The organism is Neglectibacter sp. X4 (assembly GCF_009917365.1).
GTDB lineage: Bacteria > Bacillota > Clostridia > Oscillospirales > Acutalibacteraceae > Acutalibacter.
The window spans coordinates 1-17,631 of the sequence record NZ_QWLE01000007.1 but is presented as its reverse complement, the minus strand read 5'-3'; the positions used below and the strand labels follow the sequence as shown (position 1 = coordinate 17,631).

At 56.3% G+C, this 17,631-nt stretch carries 18 protein-coding genes; 4 read left to right on the top strand and 14 right to left on the bottom strand.

Annotation, left to right across the window (positions count from 1 at the left end):
• Positions 1 to 191 precede the first annotated feature (191 nt).
• From D1841_RS05275 to D1841_RS05250, 6 genes are all read right to left on the bottom strand, one after another.
• On the bottom strand, positions 192 to 863 hold the full coding sequence (locus tag D1841_RS05275) for a sigma-70 family RNA polymerase sigma factor (RefSeq protein WP_237076216.1): 672 nt from the start codon (positions 861 to 863) through the stop codon (positions 192 to 194).
• The gene (gene spoIIAB, locus D1841_RS05270; RefSeq protein WP_160642371.1) at positions 847 to 1,278 is read right to left on the bottom strand and encodes an anti-sigma F factor; all 432 of its coding nucleotides are present in this window, start codon (positions 1,276 to 1,278) and stop codon (positions 847 to 849) included. The genes D1841_RS05275 and spoIIAB overlap by 17 nt, the downstream gene beginning before the upstream one ends.
• Positions 1,278 to 1,604: an anti-sigma factor antagonist gene (locus D1841_RS05265; protein ID WP_237076217.1), complete on the bottom strand. Its 327-nt coding sequence runs from the start codon at positions 1,602 to 1,604 to the stop codon at positions 1,278 to 1,280. The genes spoIIAB and D1841_RS05265 overlap by 1 nt, the downstream gene beginning before the upstream one ends.
• A gap of 214 nt (positions 1,605 to 1,818) precedes the next feature.
• Positions 1,819 to 3,123, bottom strand: a complete 1,305-nt coding sequence (locus tag D1841_RS05260; protein ID WP_160642373.1) for a folylpolyglutamate synthase/dihydrofolate synthase family protein — start codon at positions 3,121 to 3,123, stop codon at positions 1,819 to 1,821.
• A 311-nt stretch (positions 3,124 to 3,434) separates the two neighbouring features.
• A complete protein-coding gene (locus D1841_RS05255; protein ID WP_160642374.1) occupies positions 3,435 to 6,065 on the bottom strand; it encodes a valine--tRNA ligase in 2,631 nt (876 codons plus the stop codon).
• Complete coding sequence (locus D1841_RS05250; protein WP_160642375.1) at positions 6,055 to 6,393, bottom strand: hypothetical protein; 339 nt, start codon at positions 6,391 to 6,393, stop codon at positions 6,055 to 6,057. Before D1841_RS05250 ends, D1841_RS05255 begins: the two co-directional genes overlap by 11 nt.
• An 80-nt stretch (positions 6,394 to 6,473) precedes the next feature.
• Between D1841_RS05250 and glyA the strand changes: the two genes are divergently transcribed.
• Both glyA and D1841_RS05240 read left to right on the top strand, forming a co-directional pair.
• The gene (gene glyA / locus D1841_RS05245) at positions 6,474 to 7,730 is read left to right on the top strand and encodes a serine hydroxymethyltransferase (RefSeq protein WP_160642376.1); all 1,257 of its coding nucleotides are present in this window, start codon (positions 6,474 to 6,476) and stop codon (positions 7,728 to 7,730) included.
• A 148-nt stretch (positions 7,731 to 7,878) separates the two neighbouring features.
• Complete coding sequence (locus D1841_RS05240; RefSeq protein ID WP_160642377.1) at positions 7,879 to 8,205, top strand: DUF1540 domain-containing protein; 327 nt, start codon at positions 7,879 to 7,881, stop codon at positions 8,203 to 8,205.
• Between the two features lie 59 nt (positions 8,206 to 8,264).
• On the opposite strand, the gene D1841_RS05235 is transcribed toward D1841_RS05240, so the two are convergent.
• Together D1841_RS05235 and D1841_RS05230 are read right to left on the bottom strand one after the other, a co-directional pair.
• Complete coding sequence (locus D1841_RS05235; protein ID WP_161879911.1) at positions 8,265 to 8,843, bottom strand: hypothetical protein; 579 nt, start codon at positions 8,841 to 8,843, stop codon at positions 8,265 to 8,267.
• Between the two features lie 168 nt (positions 8,844 to 9,011).
• Positions 9,012 to 9,659, bottom strand: coding sequence for a TraX family protein (locus tag D1841_RS05230; protein WP_160642379.1), 648 nt, complete (start codon positions 9,657 to 9,659; stop codon positions 9,012 to 9,014).
• A gap of 207 nt (positions 9,660 to 9,866) precedes the next feature.
• Between D1841_RS05230 and nth the strand changes: the two genes are divergently transcribed.
• On the top strand, positions 9,867 to 10,502 hold the full coding sequence (gene nth / locus D1841_RS05225; protein ID WP_160642380.1) for an endonuclease III: 636 nt from the start codon (positions 9,867 to 9,869) through the stop codon (positions 10,500 to 10,502).
• Positions 10,503 to 10,622: 120 nt separating this feature from the next.
• The gene (locus D1841_RS05220; protein WP_160642381.1) at positions 10,623 to 11,789 is read left to right on the top strand and encodes a MalY/PatB family protein; all 1,167 of its coding nucleotides are present in this window, start codon (positions 10,623 to 10,625) and stop codon (positions 11,787 to 11,789) included.
• A gap of 124 nt (positions 11,790 to 11,913) precedes the next feature.
• Here the strand turns inward: D1841_RS05220 and D1841_RS05215 are convergent, their stop codons facing one another.
• The 6 genes from D1841_RS05215 to D1841_RS05190 form a co-directional block, all read right to left on the bottom strand.
• Positions 11,914 to 12,978: an SIS domain-containing protein gene (locus D1841_RS05215; protein ID WP_201751232.1), complete on the bottom strand. Its 1,065-nt coding sequence runs from the start codon at positions 12,976 to 12,978 to the stop codon at positions 11,914 to 11,916.
• A gap of 29 nt (positions 12,979 to 13,007) precedes the next feature.
• Entirely contained in the window at positions 13,008 to 13,802 is a 795-nt protein-coding gene (frlD, locus tag D1841_RS05210) for a fructoselysine 6-kinase (protein WP_160642382.1), read from the bottom strand.
• Positions 13,799 to 14,713, bottom strand: coding sequence for a PfkB family carbohydrate kinase (locus D1841_RS05205; RefSeq protein ID WP_160642383.1), 915 nt, complete (start codon positions 14,711 to 14,713; stop codon positions 13,799 to 13,801). The genes frlD and D1841_RS05205 overlap by 4 nt, the downstream gene beginning before the upstream one ends.
• 15 nt (positions 14,714 to 14,728) lie before the next feature.
• On the bottom strand, positions 14,729 to 15,367 hold the full coding sequence (locus D1841_RS05200; RefSeq protein ID WP_160642384.1) for an HAD family phosphatase: 639 nt from the start codon (positions 15,365 to 15,367) through the stop codon (positions 14,729 to 14,731).
• A 1-nt stretch (position 15,368) separates the two neighbouring features.
• Complete coding sequence (locus D1841_RS05195; protein WP_160642385.1) at positions 15,369 to 16,352, bottom strand: SIS domain-containing protein; 984 nt, start codon at positions 16,350 to 16,352, stop codon at positions 15,369 to 15,371.
• 177 nt (positions 16,353 to 16,529) lie between these two features.
• Positions 16,530 to 17,255, bottom strand: a complete 726-nt coding sequence (locus tag D1841_RS05190) for a GntR family transcriptional regulator (protein ID WP_237076218.1) — start codon at positions 17,253 to 17,255, stop codon at positions 16,530 to 16,532.
• Between the last annotated feature and the right edge of the window lie 376 nt (positions 17,256 to 17,631).

The following is a 17,631-nucleotide window of genomic DNA, read 5'->3' as shown; positions in this document are numbered from 1 at the left end:
GAAGCAAAAAACCTTTTTGTTTTGTTTATATGCAATCGTATTTAAAGGCAGACTCCCAAAGCCAAAAAGCGGAAATTACAGAAAGAACCAGTCCAGCCGCAAAGCTTCCATTGGCCAATACTTAGAACTTTTTATTGATTGGGCTTCTTGCCCTTCCAGTAACAGGGGCTGAAAAATAGTGTTTTCCCCCCTCACCCATCAAACATCTGGCGCATGTAGAGAAGCAGCTTTTTCTCACGGCGGCTCACCTGCACCTGGGTCATGCCCAGAATCCGGGCGGTTTCGGTCTGGGTTTTGCTCTGGTAATAGCGCAGGGCAATCAGCTTCTGATCCCGTTCCTCCAGGGTTTGGAGGATGGCCTGGAGGGTAAGCTGCTCGGTCATTTTTTCCTCCGGGGCCTCCACAGGGATTTCAAGCTGCTCCCCTTCCTCGCCGCCTGTCAGAGACACTGGCGCCCGGCAGGCTCCTAATGCCAGGGCCGCTTTTTCCGGGGCCACCCCCAGCCTATCCGCAATTTCCCCCAGGCTGGGGCTTTGGCCTGTTTCCTTTTGCAGTTCCTCTGCTGCCGACTGGGCTTTCCGGCCCAGCTCCCGCAGCCCCCGAGACACCCGCAAGGCCCCGCCGTCCCGGAAAAGCCTGCGCACCTCTCCCAGGATGACAGGCACAGCATAGGTGGAAAACCGCACGCCCCTTGTGCTGTCAAAGTTTTCCGCAGCCTTGATAAGCCCCAGGCACGCTGCCTGGAACAAGTCTTCATATTCCACGCCCTTGCCCATGAACCGCCTTGCGCACAGGTGGGCAAGCCCCATGTTCTCCTCCACGTCCTGCACCGGGAGGAGGGGGGCCTCACTCCTTGCGCCCAAAGTGCTTTGTCAGGGTTACGCTGGTGCCCCGGCCCACTGCCGAGGTGACCCGCACGCTGTCGCAGAAGCTCTGCATGACCGCAAAGCCCAGGCCTGCCCGCTCCTCGCCTCCGGTGGTGAAAAGAGGCTCCATGGCCTTTTCGATGTCCGGGATGCCGCAGCCCTTGTCCCGCACCCGCACCACAGCCTTGCCGCTTTCATAAAGCTTGACGGTTATGTACACAGTGCCCATGCGGTCTTTATAGCCATGTACGATGGCGTTGGTGACAGCCTCGGAAACAGCGGTTTTCATGTCGGTCAGGTCTGCTACCGTAGGGTCAAGCTGGGACAAAAACGCCGCCACTGCCGCCCGGCCAAAGCCCTCGTTTACAGAATTAGAGGAAAAGCACACCTGTGCCTGATTCAGCGCTTTCATCAGCCAGCCCTCCTTTCAATGGCGGCCACCCCGCTGATACCCGCCAAATCTACCATTTTTGTAAGGTTCTGGGAAAGTCCGGACAGCACCACATGCCCCCGCCAAAACCCGCACAGCCGCACCCGGCCTAAAATAAGCCCAATGCCGGAGCTGTCCATAAAGGGCACCCCGGTGAAATCCAGCCGCAGGCAGTAGGGCTTCAGCTTCTGGGCTGTATCGTCTATAGACTCCCGCATTTCCTTGGCGCTGTGGTGGTCGATTTCTCCAAAGAGCTTTGCCGTCAGCACGCCTTCTTTGTAGCTTAACTGCACGTTCATTTTTTTCATCCTTTCTTTTTGCTTCCTAAAACCTTGGGGCGCCGCCCCAAACCCCGCAAACCTTTTTGAAAAAAGGTTTGACCCAAAAACTATGTTTTTCAAAGTTTACTATATTGTTTAAAAAAAGAAGGCCCCTGCAAAAAGCAAAAGCCTTTTGCAGAAGCCTCCGCCCTTTTACAGGGCTATTGTAGCAGGCGCGCTGTGCAATTTTTCGGGAAGCGTGTCAGGTTTGCAAATTTTCCAGCTTTCCCTTAAGCTGCTCCCGGATTTCGCTGGCAAGGTAGAAAGAGCCGCAGACAATGAGGGCATCATCCCTGGCCATATCCTTCATGGCGGCGGCAATGGCCTCGCCGCAGGTCTGTGCCACCGACACGTTCGGGCAGAAGGCCCGGGCCGCTTCCGCCAGCTTTTCCCCAGGCAGTGCCCGGCCCCAGTTGGGGGTGATGGCAATCAGCTTGTCAAAGGCGGGGCCGACGGCCTCCAGGAACCGGCCGCTGTCCTTATCCGCCATAATGCCCATAATGGCGATTTTCCGCTGGGGCACAAAATCCTCCAGGGCCGCACGTAAAGCTTTGGCGCAGCCGGGGTTGTGCCCGCCATCCAACAGGCACAGGGGCTGCTGGGAGATGACCTCCATCCGCGCCGGGATAAAGGCCTTTTGAAAGCCTCTTTTTAGGGCTTCGTCGGAAATGGCAAAGCCCTCCTTGCGCAGGATTTTGATAACCTCCAGGGCGGTGGCGGCGTTTTTCACCTGGTGCGCGCCCAGGAAGGGGGTATGCAGGCGCAGGCTTGCGCCCTGCATTTCCGCCGCAAAATCTGTGCCAAAGATGGAGGCCGCCTCCACCTGGATTTTCCCCATGTCCGGGATAAACAGCTCCGCGCCCTTTTCCCGGCACACTTCTTTTATCTGTTCCAGAACTGCCGGGGCCTGCTCCGGATACAGGGCCAGGCGGCCCCCGGCCTTGATAATGCCCGCCTTTTCAGCGGTAATCTTCTCCAGGGTGTCCCCTAAAATGGCGGTGTGATCCAGGGAGATGGAGGTAATGGCCGCTGCCGCCGGGGTTTGGATGATATTGGTGGCGTCTGTAATGCCGCCCAGGCCCACCTCCAGCACCACGACATCGCATTTTTTCCGGGCGAACCAGTCAAAAGCCAGGGCTGTGATGCACTCAAATTCTGTGATATACTGGCCCCGCCTGTCCATTTCCTCTATAAAGGGCCAGATGCGCTCCACTTCTTCCGCCAGCTCTTCCTTGGGAATCATCTCTCCGTTTATCTGGAAGCGCTCCCGGAAATCCAGCACATAGGGCGAAATGTAATATCCGGTTTTGTAGCCGCTTTCCCGCAGGACAGAAGCCGCGAGGGTGCAGGTGGTGCCCTTGCCGTTGGTGCCCGCCACGTGGACAAACCGTAAGGTGTCCTGAGGGTTCCCCAGCAGGCCCATCAGGGCAGTGATATTTTTCAGCCCCGGCTTTACGCCGAAAAGCAGGCGGCTGTCAATTTTTTCTATAGCTTCTTCGTAGGTCATGGGCAGCACTCCTTTCAGAGGGGAAAACATGAAAAGCTTTGGAGAATACGGGATCCCGGCAGAGCCGGGATCCCGCTTCTGTATCAGTCCTTTTGTTTTAGTTTTAAATGAAAGCCCATTGGGTTTCCCGCAGGGAAACAAGCAGGTTTTGAGAGCCGCCGGGAGTTTGCTCACGGAGACGGCTGGCAAAGCCTGCGCAGACCGCGCCAGCGGCCCATGGGCGGGGCAAGGCATCGTGGTTTTTCGATCAAACCTTTTTTCAAAAAGGTTTGCGGGGTTTGGGGCAGCGCCCCAAGGTCAGGCCCTGGGGGTTACCGGAAAGCCGCAAGGGACTCTTCAATCATGCGCACCTTTTCCCGAAGCTTTTCGCCGTTCTGCTTCACGCCGTCAATCACCTTCTGGGGCGCCTTGGACATAAAGGTTTCATTCTGAAGCTTGGCGTTCACTGTATCCAACTGCTTCTGGGCGCTTTCCAGCTCCTTTGTAAGCCGGGCGGTTTCAGCGGCCCGGTCGATGAGATCGTCCATGGGCAGGTATCCCCGGCAGGCGGCAGTCACCACTGTGACAGCCCCTTCCATGGCGGCAAAGCTTTCCCCGATTTCCACGCCGCTGCAATAGGCCAGGCGGGCAATGGCCTCCTTCTCCGTCTCAAAGGCGGCTGGAGACTGGGTTTCAATATAGAGATGGGCTTTCCGGGAGGGGGGCACGTTCATCTCGCTGCGGCGGGTGCGCACAGCGGTTATCAGCTCTTTCACCTTCTCCATCTCTTTTTCGGCCTCCGGGAAATGGAGGGCTTCGTCATACACAGGCCAGGGGGCCACAATCAGGGCCTCGCCCTCGTGGGGCAGGCTCTGCCAGATTTCCTCTGTGATAAAGGGCATAAAGGGATGCAGCAGCTTTAAGGTACTGCCCAGCACCCACACCAGCACCTGCCGGGCAGACTGGGCCGCTTCCTCGTCCGTACCGGACATGGGCAGCTTTGCAAGCTCGATAGTCCAGTCGCAGAACTCGTCCCAGAGGAAATCGTAAATTTTCTGCACAGCAATGCCAATTTCAAATTTCTCCAGGTTTTCCGTAACTTCCTTTGCCACTGTGTTAAACCGGCTGACAATCCACTTGTCCGCCAGGGTCAGCGTTTCCGGCAGGGCGCAGGGCACGTCTTTGCCGTCAATGTTCATGTGGATGAACCGGGCGGCGTTCCAGATCTTGTTGGCAAAGTTCCGGCTGGCAGCCACCTTGTCTGTGGAGAAGCGCATATCGTTGCCAGGGGTATTGCCGGTGATGAGGAACAGCCGCAAAGCGTCTGCCCCGTACTCGTCAATCACCTTTACGGGATCCACGCCGTTGCCCAGAGATTTCGACATCTTCCGGCCCTGGGCATCCCGCACCAGGCCATGGAAGCAGACCTTCTTAAAGGGAATGTCCCCGGTATGCTCCAGCCCGGAGAAAATCATTCTTGCCACCCAGAAGAAAATGATATCAAAGCCGGGCATCAGCACGTCGGTGGGATAGAAATATTTCAAATCTTCCGTCTTTTCAGGCCAGCCCAGGGTGGAGAAGGGCCACAGCGCCGAAGAAAACCAGGTGTCCAGGGTGTCCTCGTCCTGCTTCAGGCGCTTTCCTCCGCACTTGGGGCAGGTATCGGGATCCGTCTCGGAAACGATGGTTCCCCCACAGTCTTCGCAATACCAGGCCGGGATGCGGTGCCCCCACCAAAGCTGACGGGAAATGCACCAGTCCTTGATATTTTCCATCCAGTTGTAGTATACCTTTGTGGCCCGGTCTTCCGGGATAAACTGGATTTTTCCGCTTCTCACGGCGTCAATGGCAGGCTTAGCCAAAGGCTCCATTTTCACAAACCACTGGGTGGAGATCCTTGGCTCCGCCACGGTGTGACAGCGCTGGCAGGTGCCCACGTTGTGGGTCAGCGGCTCCACCTTGATAAGGAAGCCGCCCTCTTCCAGGTCTTTTACAATCTGCCTGCGGGCGTCCATCCCTGCCATCCCGGCATACTTACCGCCGTTTTCGTTGATGGAGCCGTCCTCGTTCATCACGTTGATAATGGGCAGGTCGTGGCGCTTGCCCACCTCAAAGTCGTTGGGGTCGTGGGCGGGGGTGATTTTCACCACGCCGGTGCCGAAGTCCATCTCCACATATTCGTCCGCCACAATGGGGATTTCTTTATCCACAAGGGGCAGGATAACATTTTTGCCGATTAGGTGCTTGTAGCGTTCATCCTCCGGATGTACCGCCACAGCAGTGTCTCCCAGCATGGTTTCCGGGCGGGTGGTGGCAAGCTCCACATACCCGCTGCCGTCTGCCAGGGGGTAGCGCAGGTGCCAGAAGGAGCCATTCTGTTCTTCAAAGACCACCTCAATGTCGGAAAGGGCGGTCTGACAGTGAGGGCACCAGTTGATCATCCGCTCACCTCGGTAGATCAGCCCCTTTTCATAGAGCTTCACAAACACATGGCGCACTGCTTTGGAAAGTCCCTCGTCCATGGTGAAGCGGGAACGCTCCCAGTCGCAGGAAAGGCCCAGGAGCTTCTGCTGCTCCACAATGCGGCTGCCGTATTTTTCCCGCCAGGCCCAGGCACGCTCCAGAAATTTTTCCCGTCCCAGGTCTTCCTTGGTGACTCCTTCCTCCTTCATGACGTCCACGATCTTTGCCTCTGTGGCGATGGAAGCGTGGTCCGTGCCGGGCAGCCACAGGGCGGAATAGCCCTGCATTCTGCGCCAGCGAATGAGGATATCGGGCATGGTGGTGTCCATGGCATGGCCCACATGGAGCTGCCCGGTGATATTGGGCGGCGGCATGACGATGGTGTAGGGCTTTTTCTGGGGGTCAGCCTCTGCGTGGAAATAACCGCCCTGCATCCAAAAATCATAGATGCGGCGCTCCACCTCTTTCGGCTCGTAGGCCTTGGCAAGATCACAGCTCATTTTCATCTGTCCTTTCTACTTCTATAACTGGCAAAACCGGGCAGAACGCCCTTCTGCTTCTGTGTTTTTCCGGGAGAAACATCCCTGAATCTACATTATCGTATTTCCCGGAGAAAATGTCAAGTGGGAAAACAGGATGGAGTACGCCCGCCTGCGTCTTCCCGCTGGATTTCCAGTGTTGCGCAGGCAGGAAATTCATGGTATAATAGCCCATAGCTATTACACTTGATTCGAATTGATTGCCCCGGCCCTGCCGCAATGCCGGAAAATTCCAGCAGGTTTCACCCTGTAACAGCCGCTTCACATGCATACTATCCCTTGAAAACATGCAGTTTTCTCCTTTGCGGCCTGCGCATGGAAAGGAGATTTGGGACACACGACGGACACAATAGAAAGGGGTTTTCTTTAATGTTTGCAGATTTGATGGATTCTATCGGTTTCGTTTCCCAGGCAGATCCGGCAGTGGGAGAGGCAATGAGCCAGGAGCTTTCCCGCCAGCGGCGGAACCTGGAGCTTATCGCCTCGGAGAACATCGTTTCCCCCGCCGTGATGGCGGCAATGGGTTCCGTGCTCACCAACAAGTACGCGGAGGGGTATCCGGGAAAGCGGTATTACGGCGGGTGCCAGTGCGTGGACGTGGCGGAAAATATTGCCAGGGACAGGGCCTGCGCGCTTTTCGGCGCGGAACACGCTAACGTGCAGCCCCATTCCGGGGCGCAGGCCAATCTGGCAGTGTACTTTGCCCTGCTCCAGCCTGGAGACACCGTGCTGGGCATGAACCTGGCAGAGGGAGGCCATTTGACCCACGGCTCTCCTGTGAACATGTCCGGCTCCCTTTATAATTTCGTGCCCTACGGGGTGGATCCCCAAACCGGATGCATGGACTATGAAAAGCTGATGGCGCAGGCCATGGAGGTGAAGCCCAAGCTGATTGTGGCTGGGGCCAGCGCCTATCCCCGGGCCATTGACTTCGCAAAATTCCGGGAAATTGCCGATGCCTGCGGCGCCCTTTTGATGGTGGACATGGCCCACATCGCCGGGCTGGTGGCGGCAGGCGTCCATCAAAACCCGGTTCCCTATGCCGACGTGGTCACCACCACCACCCATAAAACCCTTCGCGGCCCCCGGGGCGGCATGATTTTGTGCAGAGAGCAGTATGCCAAAGCCATTGACAAGGCCATTTTCCCCGGCACCCAGGGCGGGCCGCTGATGCATATTATTGCCGCAAAGGCCGTATGCCTAGGCGAGGCGCTGCAGCCTGCCTTCAAGGCTTATGGAGAGCAAGTGGTGAAAAATGCCCAGGCCCTTGCCGCGGGCCTGCTGAACAGGGGCGTGAAGCTGGTTTCCGGCGGCACAGACAACCACTTGATGCTTATCGACCTTTCAGACAGCGAGCTGACCGGCAAGGAGCTGGAGCGCCGTTTGGACGAGGTGTATATTACCGCCAACAAGAACACAGTGCCTGGCGAAAAGCGCAGCCCCTTTGTCACCAGCGGCGTGCGGCTGGGCACTCCGGCTGTCACTACCCGGGGCCTTGGGGAGGCGGATATGGACGAAATCGCGGCCTGCATTGCCCTCTCCATGGAGGACAGCTTTGAAGGGAACAAGGAAAAGCTGCGGGGCATGGTAAACGCCATTTGTGAAAAATATCCGCTTTACAAATAAGAAGCTGCACCGATAGGAACGGTTTTACCGCAAAGATTTGCCTGCGTCCCAGGGTTCCTGCGGCCTTGGATAAACGGGAGGCATTGTGGGCACAATAGGGCGTGTAAGGCTTTTTGCCTTGCAAAACCTTATGAAAAAGAGGTGCCCTATGAAAAACAGATTGGAATGTCAGGTGTCCTCCTGCCAGCATTATGAAGGCGGCCTGTGCAGCCTGCCCGGTATCCAGGTGGACGGCCCCGGGGCCAAGGTGTGCGACCAGACCTGCTGCAGCTCCTACCGGGAGCGGGGCAGGGGCGGCGCGTCGGCTTCTGTTTCCGGCAGCGCCAGCACAGAAAGCTCCATCACCTGCCACGCCCAGAACTGCGCCTATAACAGCAACTGCAAGTGCGGCGCAGAGTGCGTCTGCGTGGGCTGCTGCTGCGACGATGTGTGCTCTAAGAGCGGCACAGAGTGCTGCACCTTCACCTGCCGGTAAGCTTTGTAAAAAAACAGCCCCTGCCATCGGAAAAGGATGGCAGGGGCTGTTTTTTGCGGTCAGGTTTTTTGTTTACCGGAAAGTGCGGCCCACAGCACCGAGCACAGCCCCAGCAACACAGATACAGCCGCCCCGGCGGCATAGTACGATATCCAACTGGCGGGGATGTCGAACATAACGGTTATGATGGGCAGGGGGAGATAACAAAGATGAACAGCGAGGGCGCAGGCATACAGATTTAACAGGAAAGCTGCGTCTCCCGACCTGGCCCGGTTCCAGTAAAACGCGCCCAGCAGGAACAGCGCCGTGCCCAAAACCCTGCTGGAAACAAGCCACAGCCTGCCGGGAAGCAAAACATAAACCAGTATCAGGACAGCGGCTGTGAGGGGGACGGGCCAAAGGCGGGGCAGAAGCTTTTGGGGCCTCTGCCGGGGCGCAGGCCCGGTTTTCAGAGCGGCACAGAACAGGGCGGCCTGCAGAAAAAGCAGAAGATACTCTATGGGGAAATTTCCCCAATACTCGTCAAGCATCAGCAGGATATATTCCAGGGCAAAGCACAGCAATACAGCATACTGGGCAAGGTGCTGGAAAGTTTTCCTCTTGATTTGAGAGCGGATGAAGCCTGTCATCTTTGCCACACCTCCGTTCAGGTTTATAACCCATAAGGGCTTCGCGGTTTAGATGTAAAAAACAATATACCCTCTTCTGAAAACAAGTATAACAGCAGCAAGCGTATATCGTCAATGCTTTTCCATATGTTTTGAAAAATTTAGCGAAATTGCCAGCTTTTAAGATTGGCGCTTCTGTCATATGGATTTTTGCAGGAAGTACAGCCCGCTGAGCACTGCCAGATGAACCGGATACAGGATATACAGCAAACAGCGGGGCGCGCGCCTGCCCTTCTCCCCATTATAAAGCAGCAGGGGTATGGCGGCGAACACCGCCCAGATTTGGAAAAGGCTGTGGTGATGCCAACAGTAGAGCAGGGTGCAGCCTGTCAGCACCAGCGGGATGGCCCAGCGCTTTTCCCGGGTGCTGTAAAACAGCATTGCCAGCAGCACCCCATAGGCCCCATAGCTGAAGCCGCCTGCCTGGGCCAGCACTGCCAGCGTCCCCGCTCCCAAAAGCCAAAGCCCGCCCTCCCTGGCGCAGTATAAAGCCCCGAGGGACAGCAGCAGGGCAAAGAGGATGTTGCTGGGGCGAAAGCCCACCCAGCGGTGGTACAGCATCATCTGGTAGGGCAGTTCGGCGATGCACCCAAAGAAGAAAAGCCGCCCGGCGTATTTTTTCAAGTCTGAGGTATGGGCAAAGCCCTCTGTCAGCAGGAAGGCAAAAATGGGAAAGGAAAGCCTGCCCACAGCCCGCAGCACCGGCAGGGACGGAAAGAAGGTATAGCCGATATGATCCACGAGCATGGTGGAAAAGGCCAGCCATTGCAGAACAGCAGAGGTCAAATGGCATCAGCTCCTTTTTGGAATATTATATCTGAAAACAATCGGAAAAGATAGCCGTGTATTCCCCGCCCGCAGGGCGGGGAATACACCCAATTTCCTACTATTGTGTACAGAGATATATAAGTATGACAGATGGGCTTTCCCTTGTCAACCGGCGGATTTTGTAGTAAAATGGGGGAAAGTAAAAAACGAATTGAGGGATGGCACATGACAACACAAGAACGGGCGCTTTTAGCTGTGGAGGCCCTGAAAAAGGAGTATCCCGATGGGATTTGCTCCCTTACATATCAGGATCCCCTCCAGCTTCTCATCGCCACCCGGCTTTCCGCCCAATGCACAGACGCCCGGGTGAACCTGGTTACCCCGGCGCTTTTTGCCCGCTTCCCCACCCTGGAGGACTTTTGCGAAGGCACAGAGCAGGAGATAAGCGATCTCATCCACTCCTGCGGGTTCTACAAAACCAAGTCTAAGGATATTCTCGCCGCCTGCCGCATGATCCGGGATGAATTTGGCGGCAGGGTGCCGGACACCATTGAGGATCTCACCCGCCTGCCAGGGGTGGGCCGGAAAACTGCCAACCTCATTGTAGGGGATATCTACCATAAGCCAGCGGTGGTTACAGACACCCATTTTATCCGCATTACAGGCCGCCTGGGGCTGACCAAGAACACAGCCCCCCAGAAGGTGGAAAATGACCTGCGGGCCATCCTGCCCCCGGAGGAATCCAACGACTTCTGCCACCGCACTGTGCTCCACGGCAGGGCGGTCTGCACCGCCCGCAAGGCCCATTGCGAAAAGTGCTGCATGGCCTCCTTCTGCCCCACTGCTGCGGAAACAGAGTAAGACGGCAATGGCCAAACGTTTGCCGCACTATTGACAAACTTCGCAAAAGAGCGCATAATACTTTTGTCGATTTCCGGCAAAGCCCGACGCATATCTATACTTTTTGGAGGTATTGTTGTTATGAAGTATGATTTTGAAACGCTTATCGACCGCTCCAAACATGGCTCTGGCAAATGGGAGGGAATGCGGGAAAAGAATCCTGACACCAAGGAAGGCGTGGTGCCCTTCTCTGTGGCGGATATGGAGTTTAAAAACGCCCCTGAAATCGCCCAGGGCCTGAAGGCTTACATGGACACCCACATCCTGGGCTACACCGGGCCTACCCAGGAATATCTGGAAACTGTGTGCCAGTGGATGAAGGAGCAGCACGACTGGGAGGTAAAGCCTGAGGAAATCGTCTGCACCTGCGGCGTGGTTTCCGCCCTTTTTGTGGCAGTGCGGGCTTTCTGCCAGCCCGGCGACGGGGTTATCCTGTTCACCCCTGTATACTATCCTTTCTACGCGGCAGCGGAAAACGGCGGCTGCGAAATTGTGCGCTGCCCCCTTCTCTATGAGAACCATACATATTCTATAGACTTTGACCTGCTGGAAAAGCTGGCGGCAGAGGAAAAGAACAAGCTTCTCATTTTCTGCAGCCCTCACAACCCTGTGGGCCGCGTGTGGACAGCAGAAGAGCTGCGGCGGGTTGGGGAAATCTGCATAAGGAACAACGTGCGCATTATCAGCGACGAAATTCATTTCGATCTCATTATGCCCGGGCACAAGCACACTGTGTTCCCCAATGCCGGGGACTTCGGGGACAGGATTATGGTCTGCACCGCTCCCAGCAAAACCTTCAACCTGGCCGCCATGCAGACTTCCAATATTGTCATCCCCAATGAAGCCGACCGGGAGGCCTTTAAAAAGGAACTGGGCCATGGAGGCCCCGGCGCCCTTGGCCTGGAGGCCTGCCGCATTGCCTACACCCAGTGCAAGCCCTGGATGGAGGAAATGCTGGATGTCATCCACAGCAACTATCTCTTTGCTGTAGATTTTCTCCGGGAGCGCCTGCCGGAAATTAAGCCTATAGAACTGCAGGGCACCTACCTGCTTTGGCTGGACTGCACTGCCCTGGGCAAAACAGCCCAGGAGCTGGAGGAAATCATGGTGCAGAAGGGGCAGCTTTTCTTTGACGAGGGATACCTTTTTGGCCAGGAAGGCGAAGGCTTTGAGCGTGTAAATCTGGCTGTGCCCCAGTGGGTTCTGAAAGAGGGGCTGGAACGCCTGGAAAAAGCGCTGCACGCTTAACCTCTTTTCCATATTATAGTGGAAGCGCAGCTAAAAAAGAATACAGGAAAGCCGCAAAGCAGATGCTTTTGCGGCTTTTTTGCCCCTGCGCCGGGAAAATCTGTATTCCCGCTGCCTCAGGGCTTTAATATTCAAACTGCCGGTAATACCGCCGGATAGATAAGGGGTGCCGGAGGAAAAGCTCCAGATAAGCGTCCACACGGTTGTTTACGGCGTGCATCATCAAATGGGAAACAGAGCCGCGGAACTCTGGGGAGATGCCGGGCATGGGCAGCTCCTTTGTGTCGATAACCGTATAGTTTCCGCATACCTTCGGCAGGAACCGGGCCACCCGCTCTGCCAGGGGACGCTGCTCGTCCTCTCCCATGAACAGGGTAACCGGCGTGTCCGCTGTGATAATCTCCATGGTTCCATGGAAAAACTCCGCGCAGGTAATGGACTTGGTGCGTATCCACATCTGCTCTTCCCAATAGCACATGGCATACGAGTAGGCGGCGCCCCACTGGTTGCCTGCCCCGATGAAATAGTGGGGCACATCGGGGTGCTCCTGGAGAAAGAGGGCTTTGCTCTTGGCAAATTCCCAGGCCCATCTATCCGCATCCTTTTCAATCTCCACCAGGCCCCGGGCCAGGCTGGCCTCCATCTCCCGGTTATAGCGGTCATACTCTGTAAACTCTCCGTTTTTGTACATAAGGTAGTTTGCCAGCATGTAGAACTTCAACTGCTCGTTTTTAGGGTACACTACCAGGTAATCCCGCCTGCCCTCTTGGGTGAGGGTCGAGCCGGGCGTGTCGATGAAAGCCAGCACCCTGGCTCCCAGGGCCTTGACCTTCTCCACCATGCCCACCATCTCCAGGGTGTTGCCGGACACGCTGGAGTAGACAACCACAGAACGGCTTGTCAGCCGCTTGTTGCCTGTGGTGAGATACTCGGCGGCGTTTTCAGCGCAAACGTCCAACGCGGAACGCCCCCGCATATAGACCTCCGCCTGCATGGCCGAGGCGTAAGTCCCGCCTATGCCCATGAAGAAAATGCGGTCAAAGCCCTCCTCCCAGATCTGATCTACAATTTTCTCAATTTCGGGCCGCAAAGCCAGCGCGCCATTTATGCTGTCCAGGTCGCCCTGTTCGTCAAAATTACGCAGGCAAGGCCCCTGGGGTTCTGCCCAGGCAGTAGGTATATATTCCATTTTTATGCTCCTTTTACTTGATGCGCCTGTTACCACGCGCCAAAATACTGTAAGGTTTCCGTAGCGGCAGCGGCGCCCATTTCCATAGCCTTTTCCACAGGTGCCCCGCCAATGATACCTGTAAGGAACCCTGCTATGTAGCTGTCCCCCGCGCCCATGGAGTCCACCACCTTCGGACAGGGGACAACGCCAAACTTGTGAAAGGCTGCCCCGTCAAAGCAGAGGCTGCCCTGCTCCCCCAGCATGGCAGTCACCAGCCTGGGGCCTTGGGCATGGTAACGCCTGAGCTGCTCCCGCAATGCCGGGGTGTCGCCGGAATCCGGGGAGAAAAAGAAATAATCTGTGTGGGGCAGAGCATTCCGGCCCGCAGGGTCATCGGGGCGTATGGCCCCGTCAAAGGCTGTGGGCAGGCCCCGGGCGCGAAGCTCCGGGAAAAACCCCTCCACCTTGCCCCACAGGTCGCAGACAACCGCGTCATGGGTGCAGATGAAATCTATATCTTCCCTGGAGAGCGTATAATTTTCCAGCACCCCTTCGTCATAATCCCCCAAAATGCGTTCGCCGTCCCGCAGCTCCACCTGGGAGACTGCCGTAGCCCCAGGCAGGACGTGAAGGTGGGACACATCCACGCCTTTTTCCTCCATGGCTTTTTGCATTAGCGCCCCGTAAGGGTCATCCCCCACCGGGCCAATGTAAGAGGCCGCGCCCCCCAGCCGCAGGGTGTAAACCGCCATGTTCACAGGGCCGCCTCCCGGGCAGGGCAGGCCGCCCTCCAGGTTTTGGTAAAAATCAATGCAGTTGCTGCCAATAGCCGCCAGCTTCATCCGCCCACCTCCTTTGGTTTCATTTTCTCCCATTCTTCCAATTCTGTGCGCCCAGCAATTGGTATCCCGCAGCCGAAAGCCCCTTCCATCCCGCACACCTTGGCGGCAAAGCTCCCGGCTTTTTCCATAGCAGCAGGCAGCAGGGCGGTTAAATCCCCTTCCAGCAAAGCGCCTGCAGGGGATGCCTTCAGCAATTCGCACAGCAGCGCCGCCAGGTAGGAATCCCCCGCGCCCATGGTATCCAAAACCTTTTCCGCAGGCAAGGCGGGGACGATGGTCAGTCTGCCTCCATACAGCGTGCAGGAGCCTTCCTCTCCCCGGGTGGCCAGCACCAGCGGCACGCCGTAAGAAGCTGTTTCCTTCATAACAGCCTCCATCTCCAGGCGGGGCAGATGGGCGCAGGAAAGACAGGCTATTTTGATGCTGGGGCAGACCTGGGACAGGTACGCAGGGGTCCAACGGTCGGAAAAGTCAAAGGCAATTGGCACGCCCAGGCCTGCCAGGGCTGGCAGATCGCCCTCAATGTGGCAGTTTATGTTGGTATACAGCAGGTCAAACCCACGGATGTAAGCGAAATCCTCCCTGGTAAAACCGTAAGAGTTCGCACAGGCCACGCCCCCCTTGTTGGAGCCTAAAAACACCCGTTCGCTGCCCTGCATGGTGACCACGGCAAAACCGTTTTCCCCGGGGTATTGGCGGCTGCGGCTGTAGTCAATCCCCTTTTCGCCCAGTATTCCCCGCATGATTTCTGCAGGCCCGTCATCCCCGAATTGCCCCAAATAGGCGGCAGAAACACCGTTCATGCCTGCGTAGACGCAAGTGTTCACACACTGCCCGCCAGGATACATTTTTCCCCGGGAGAGATACTTATCCCACACATTGTCGCCAATGCAGATAATTTTCCTTTCCATCCTGCCCCCTCCTTTTTATAAACCTGTTTCCAGGAAATCCAGCACGTCCCCCAGCCGGGAGATAATGGCGTTTGCAGCCGACTGGTCAGCCCCCTTCCCGCAGTGGGCGTTCAGCGCCAGGGTAAAGAGGCCTGCCTTCCTTGCCGCCAGTATGCCCATGGGGGAATCCTCCACTGCCAAAGCCTCCTCTGCCTGAAGGCCCAGGCCCCGCAAAGCCTGCAAATAAACAGCGGGGTCAGGCTTGTGGGCGGGGCACTCCTCGCCGCTGGCGGCAAAGTCTGTATACTGCGCGATTCCCAGCGCCTCCGCCATTTTCCCGATGGACTCTGCCGGCGACGAAGACGCGATACCAATTTTCAGCCCTCGGGCTTTCAGTTCCCGGAACAGCGGCAGAACATCCGGATCGGCAAGCCGGGCAAAGGGGATGGGGCGGCGGGGACAGTAATCGGCGTCATACTCTGCCATCAGCTTTTCCCGCAGGCCAGCTTCCGGCACCATTCTGGCCCAGGCGGCCTGCTTGCTGAATCCGGTAAAGTCCCAGTTGTCCTGATACTCTGCGCCTTTTGACAGCAAGAATTCCCTGCGCCTGCCGGCATAATAGCTTTCCGTGTCCACCAGCACGCCGTCCATGTCGAAGATAACGCCCCGCACCATTTTAGTATTCCAGCTTCCACATATAGCGGCGCAGGCTTAAGGGGTGCTGCCGGATATCAGCCAGCTCCTCGGCAAACACCCGGAAAACGGCGCTGTGGAAAATGGGGTTGAAATATGTAATGACTTCAGCGGGAACCGCGCTTCCCAGGCCGTAATCCTTAGTGTCCACAACGGTAGCCAGCGCATGGAAGCGGTGCAGGAAGGCCAGCGCCCGGGCGTCCACCGGACGGGTCTTGCCGTCATTCATCAAGAGGATGAAGGGCACGTCCTTGTCCACAATTTCAAAAGGCCCATGGAAAAACTCGCCGGTGTGGAAGCTGCCGGAATTCATCCACTGCATCTCCATCATCAGGCAGATGGAGGTAGAGTAGGCCACCTGGGTGCTGGCCCCGCTGCTCATCACGTAGACCACAGGAGCGTCCTTATATTTTTCGGCAAACGCTTTCGCCTGGCCCCGGCAGTTTGCCGCAGCCTTTTCGCTGGCCTCAAAGACCCTGCTGAATCCTTCTATCATCTTATCATATTTATCATATCCCTCTGTCTGCTGTAAAAACTCCAGCGCCAGGGCCATGGCATAGCCCATTTTGTGCTGCTTGCAGGCGTAATTTTCGCTGAAACCATGGAGGATAGTGTAGTCGGCGCTCTCATCCAGAGGGGAGCCTTGGCTGCGGGTCAGGCTGACCACAACAGCGCCAGCGGCTTTGGCAACCTGGTTGGCCTTCACCGTTTCCGGAGTGGTGCCGCCCAAGGACGCGCTGATGACGACTGTGCTCTCCCCCAGCCAGTCGGGGGTATCGGTGTTGAATTCATTGGCGGTATAGTGTGCGGCCCGCAGCCTTTTGGCAGCGTTTGCAAGGAAATACTTGGCCGGGTACAAGTCCGATTTGGAAGCCCCGCACCCCACGTAGGCCACATTCTCTATCCTCCTTTTGCTCACGATTTCCGTAACGATTGACTTTACCTTTTCCATATCCAGGTTGTACATAAAACGGCCCTCCCGCAAGTGGTTATAGATTTTGTCTCAGACATCATAATCATTATAATGTCATCGCTTGTTTTGATTATACCACGTCCAGCCCGTTTGTCAATCCCTTTTCCGCACTTCTGCGCGGTAAAATAAAACGGGCAAGCCCCAGCTTTCCCGTTCCACCCTATTTGTTTTTCACAGCTCAAACATATAACGGCTGCCGATATAATACTGCTGCCCGGTGCAGACGGGCTGCCCCTGGCCGTCCAAAAACTGGACGCCCAAAAGAAAAAGCGGTTCCCCTACGGGCTGGTGCAGCAGGGCCGCTTGCCGGGCATCCGCTTTCACGATCTCCAGCGTCCGGCGCGCCACCCCGGCAGGGCGCCGCCCAGCGGTATCCCCTATGGCCCCAAACAGGGATACATCTGTCAAATCTGCTGACAGCAGGGGCTTGAACGCTTCATAAGGCAGGAACAGGTTTTCCAGGAAAACAGGCTGGCCATCTGCTGTACGCACACGCTCTATGTGCAGCAGCAGGTTCCCGTCCGCAAGCCCTAAAAACGTGCCCTGCTCCTCGTCTGGCTCTATAATACGCCTGTCCACCACAACGGCCCCAGGGGCAAGCCCTTGTTTTTGGCAGGTTTCTGTAAAACTCTCTACCGGGCTTCCGGCAGTAAATTTCCGATGTATCCGCGGCGCAGCGACAAAGGTGCCCCTCCCATGCATTTTAACCAGATACCCTTCCGCGCAGAGATCCTCTACCGCCCGGCGCACCGTGATACGGCTGACTTCATACTGTTCGCTGAGGGCAGGCTCTGGCGGGAGCTTTTCCTTAGGCTGGTATTTGCCCCGCTGTATAGCCGCCTTTATGTCCTCTTTTATTTGCTGGTATAATGGCACCCTTGCCGGCTCGGTCATCATGCTTATCTCCTTATTCATCAAACGTTCTTTAGAAAATGCTTGTACTTTTTATATTATAGCATATTTAAGACTTCGTTTCACTATCTTTTTCGCTAAATTGCGTTCAGTGTGTCAAATACAAAAAACTGTCCCGCCCCATTTTAAGGGCTTTGTTTTCCTTCGCACCTATATTACAGTCTGCGCTTGAGGTTTTTTCCCCAAATGTCAAGAGGTTTTTAGAAAAAAGTTTGAGAAGCAGCAAGGTTTGTAGGAGTATACAAAGAAAGCCCCGTGTTGTTGTACAACAACACGGGGCTTTCTTTGTACGGAGGCGGTGCTGCATTGGTTCGGCGTACAGCAAACAAACCGGAAAAGCCTCTGCTTTTTCGGCTGGCCC

Coding starts and splice junctions, on each gene's coding strand:
- D1841_RS05205 (WP_160642383.1), bottom strand. CDS start 14,713: ATGGAAAGGAAAATTATCTGCATTGGCGACAATGTGTGGGATAAGTAT.
- D1841_RS05255 (WP_160642374.1), bottom strand. CDS start 6,065: ATGAGCTGTGATCTTGCCAAGGCCTACGAGCCGAAAGAGGTGGAGCGC.
- D1841_RS05215 (WP_201751232.1), bottom strand. CDS start 12,978: ATGGAATATATACCTACTGCCTGGGCAGAACCCCAGGGGCCTTGCCTG.
- spoIIAB (WP_160642371.1), bottom strand. CDS start 1,278: ATGAAAGCGCTGAATCAGGCACAGGTGTGCTTTTCCTCTAATTCTGTA.
- D1841_RS05195 (WP_160642385.1), bottom strand. CDS start 16,352: ATGTACAACCTGGATATGGAAAAGGTAAAGTCAATCGTTACGGAAATC.
- D1841_RS05200 (WP_160642384.1), bottom strand. CDS start 15,367: ATGGTGCGGGGCGTTATCTTCGACATGGACGGCGTGCTGGTGGACACG.
- D1841_RS05260 (WP_160642373.1), bottom strand. CDS start 3,123: ATGACCTACGAAGAAGCTATAGAAAAAATTGACAGCCGCCTGCTTTTC.
- D1841_RS05240 (WP_160642377.1), top strand. CDS start 7,879: ATGAAAAACAGATTGGAATGTCAGGTGTCCTCCTGCCAGCATTATGAA.
- frlD (WP_160642382.1), bottom strand. CDS start 13,802: ATGAAGCTGGCGGCTATTGGCAGCAACTGCATTGATTTTTACCAAAAC.
- glyA (WP_160642376.1), top strand. CDS start 6,474: ATGTTTGCAGATTTGATGGATTCTATCGGTTTCGTTTCCCAGGCAGAT.
- D1841_RS05250 (WP_160642375.1), bottom strand. CDS start 6,393: ATGTTTTCAAGGGATAGTATGCATGTGAAGCGGCTGTTACAGGGTGAA.
- D1841_RS05265 (WP_237076217.1), bottom strand. CDS start 1,604: ATGAAAAAAATGAACGTGCAGTTAAGCTACAAAGAAGGCGTGCTGACG.
- nth (WP_160642380.1), top strand. CDS start 9,867: ATGACAACACAAGAACGGGCGCTTTTAGCTGTGGAGGCCCTGAAAAAG.
- D1841_RS05220 (WP_160642381.1), top strand. CDS start 10,623: ATGAAGTATGATTTTGAAACGCTTATCGACCGCTCCAAACATGGCTCT.
- D1841_RS05190 (WP_237076218.1), bottom strand. CDS start 17,255: ATGATGACCGAGCCGGCAAGGGTGCCATTATACCAGCAAATAAAAGAG.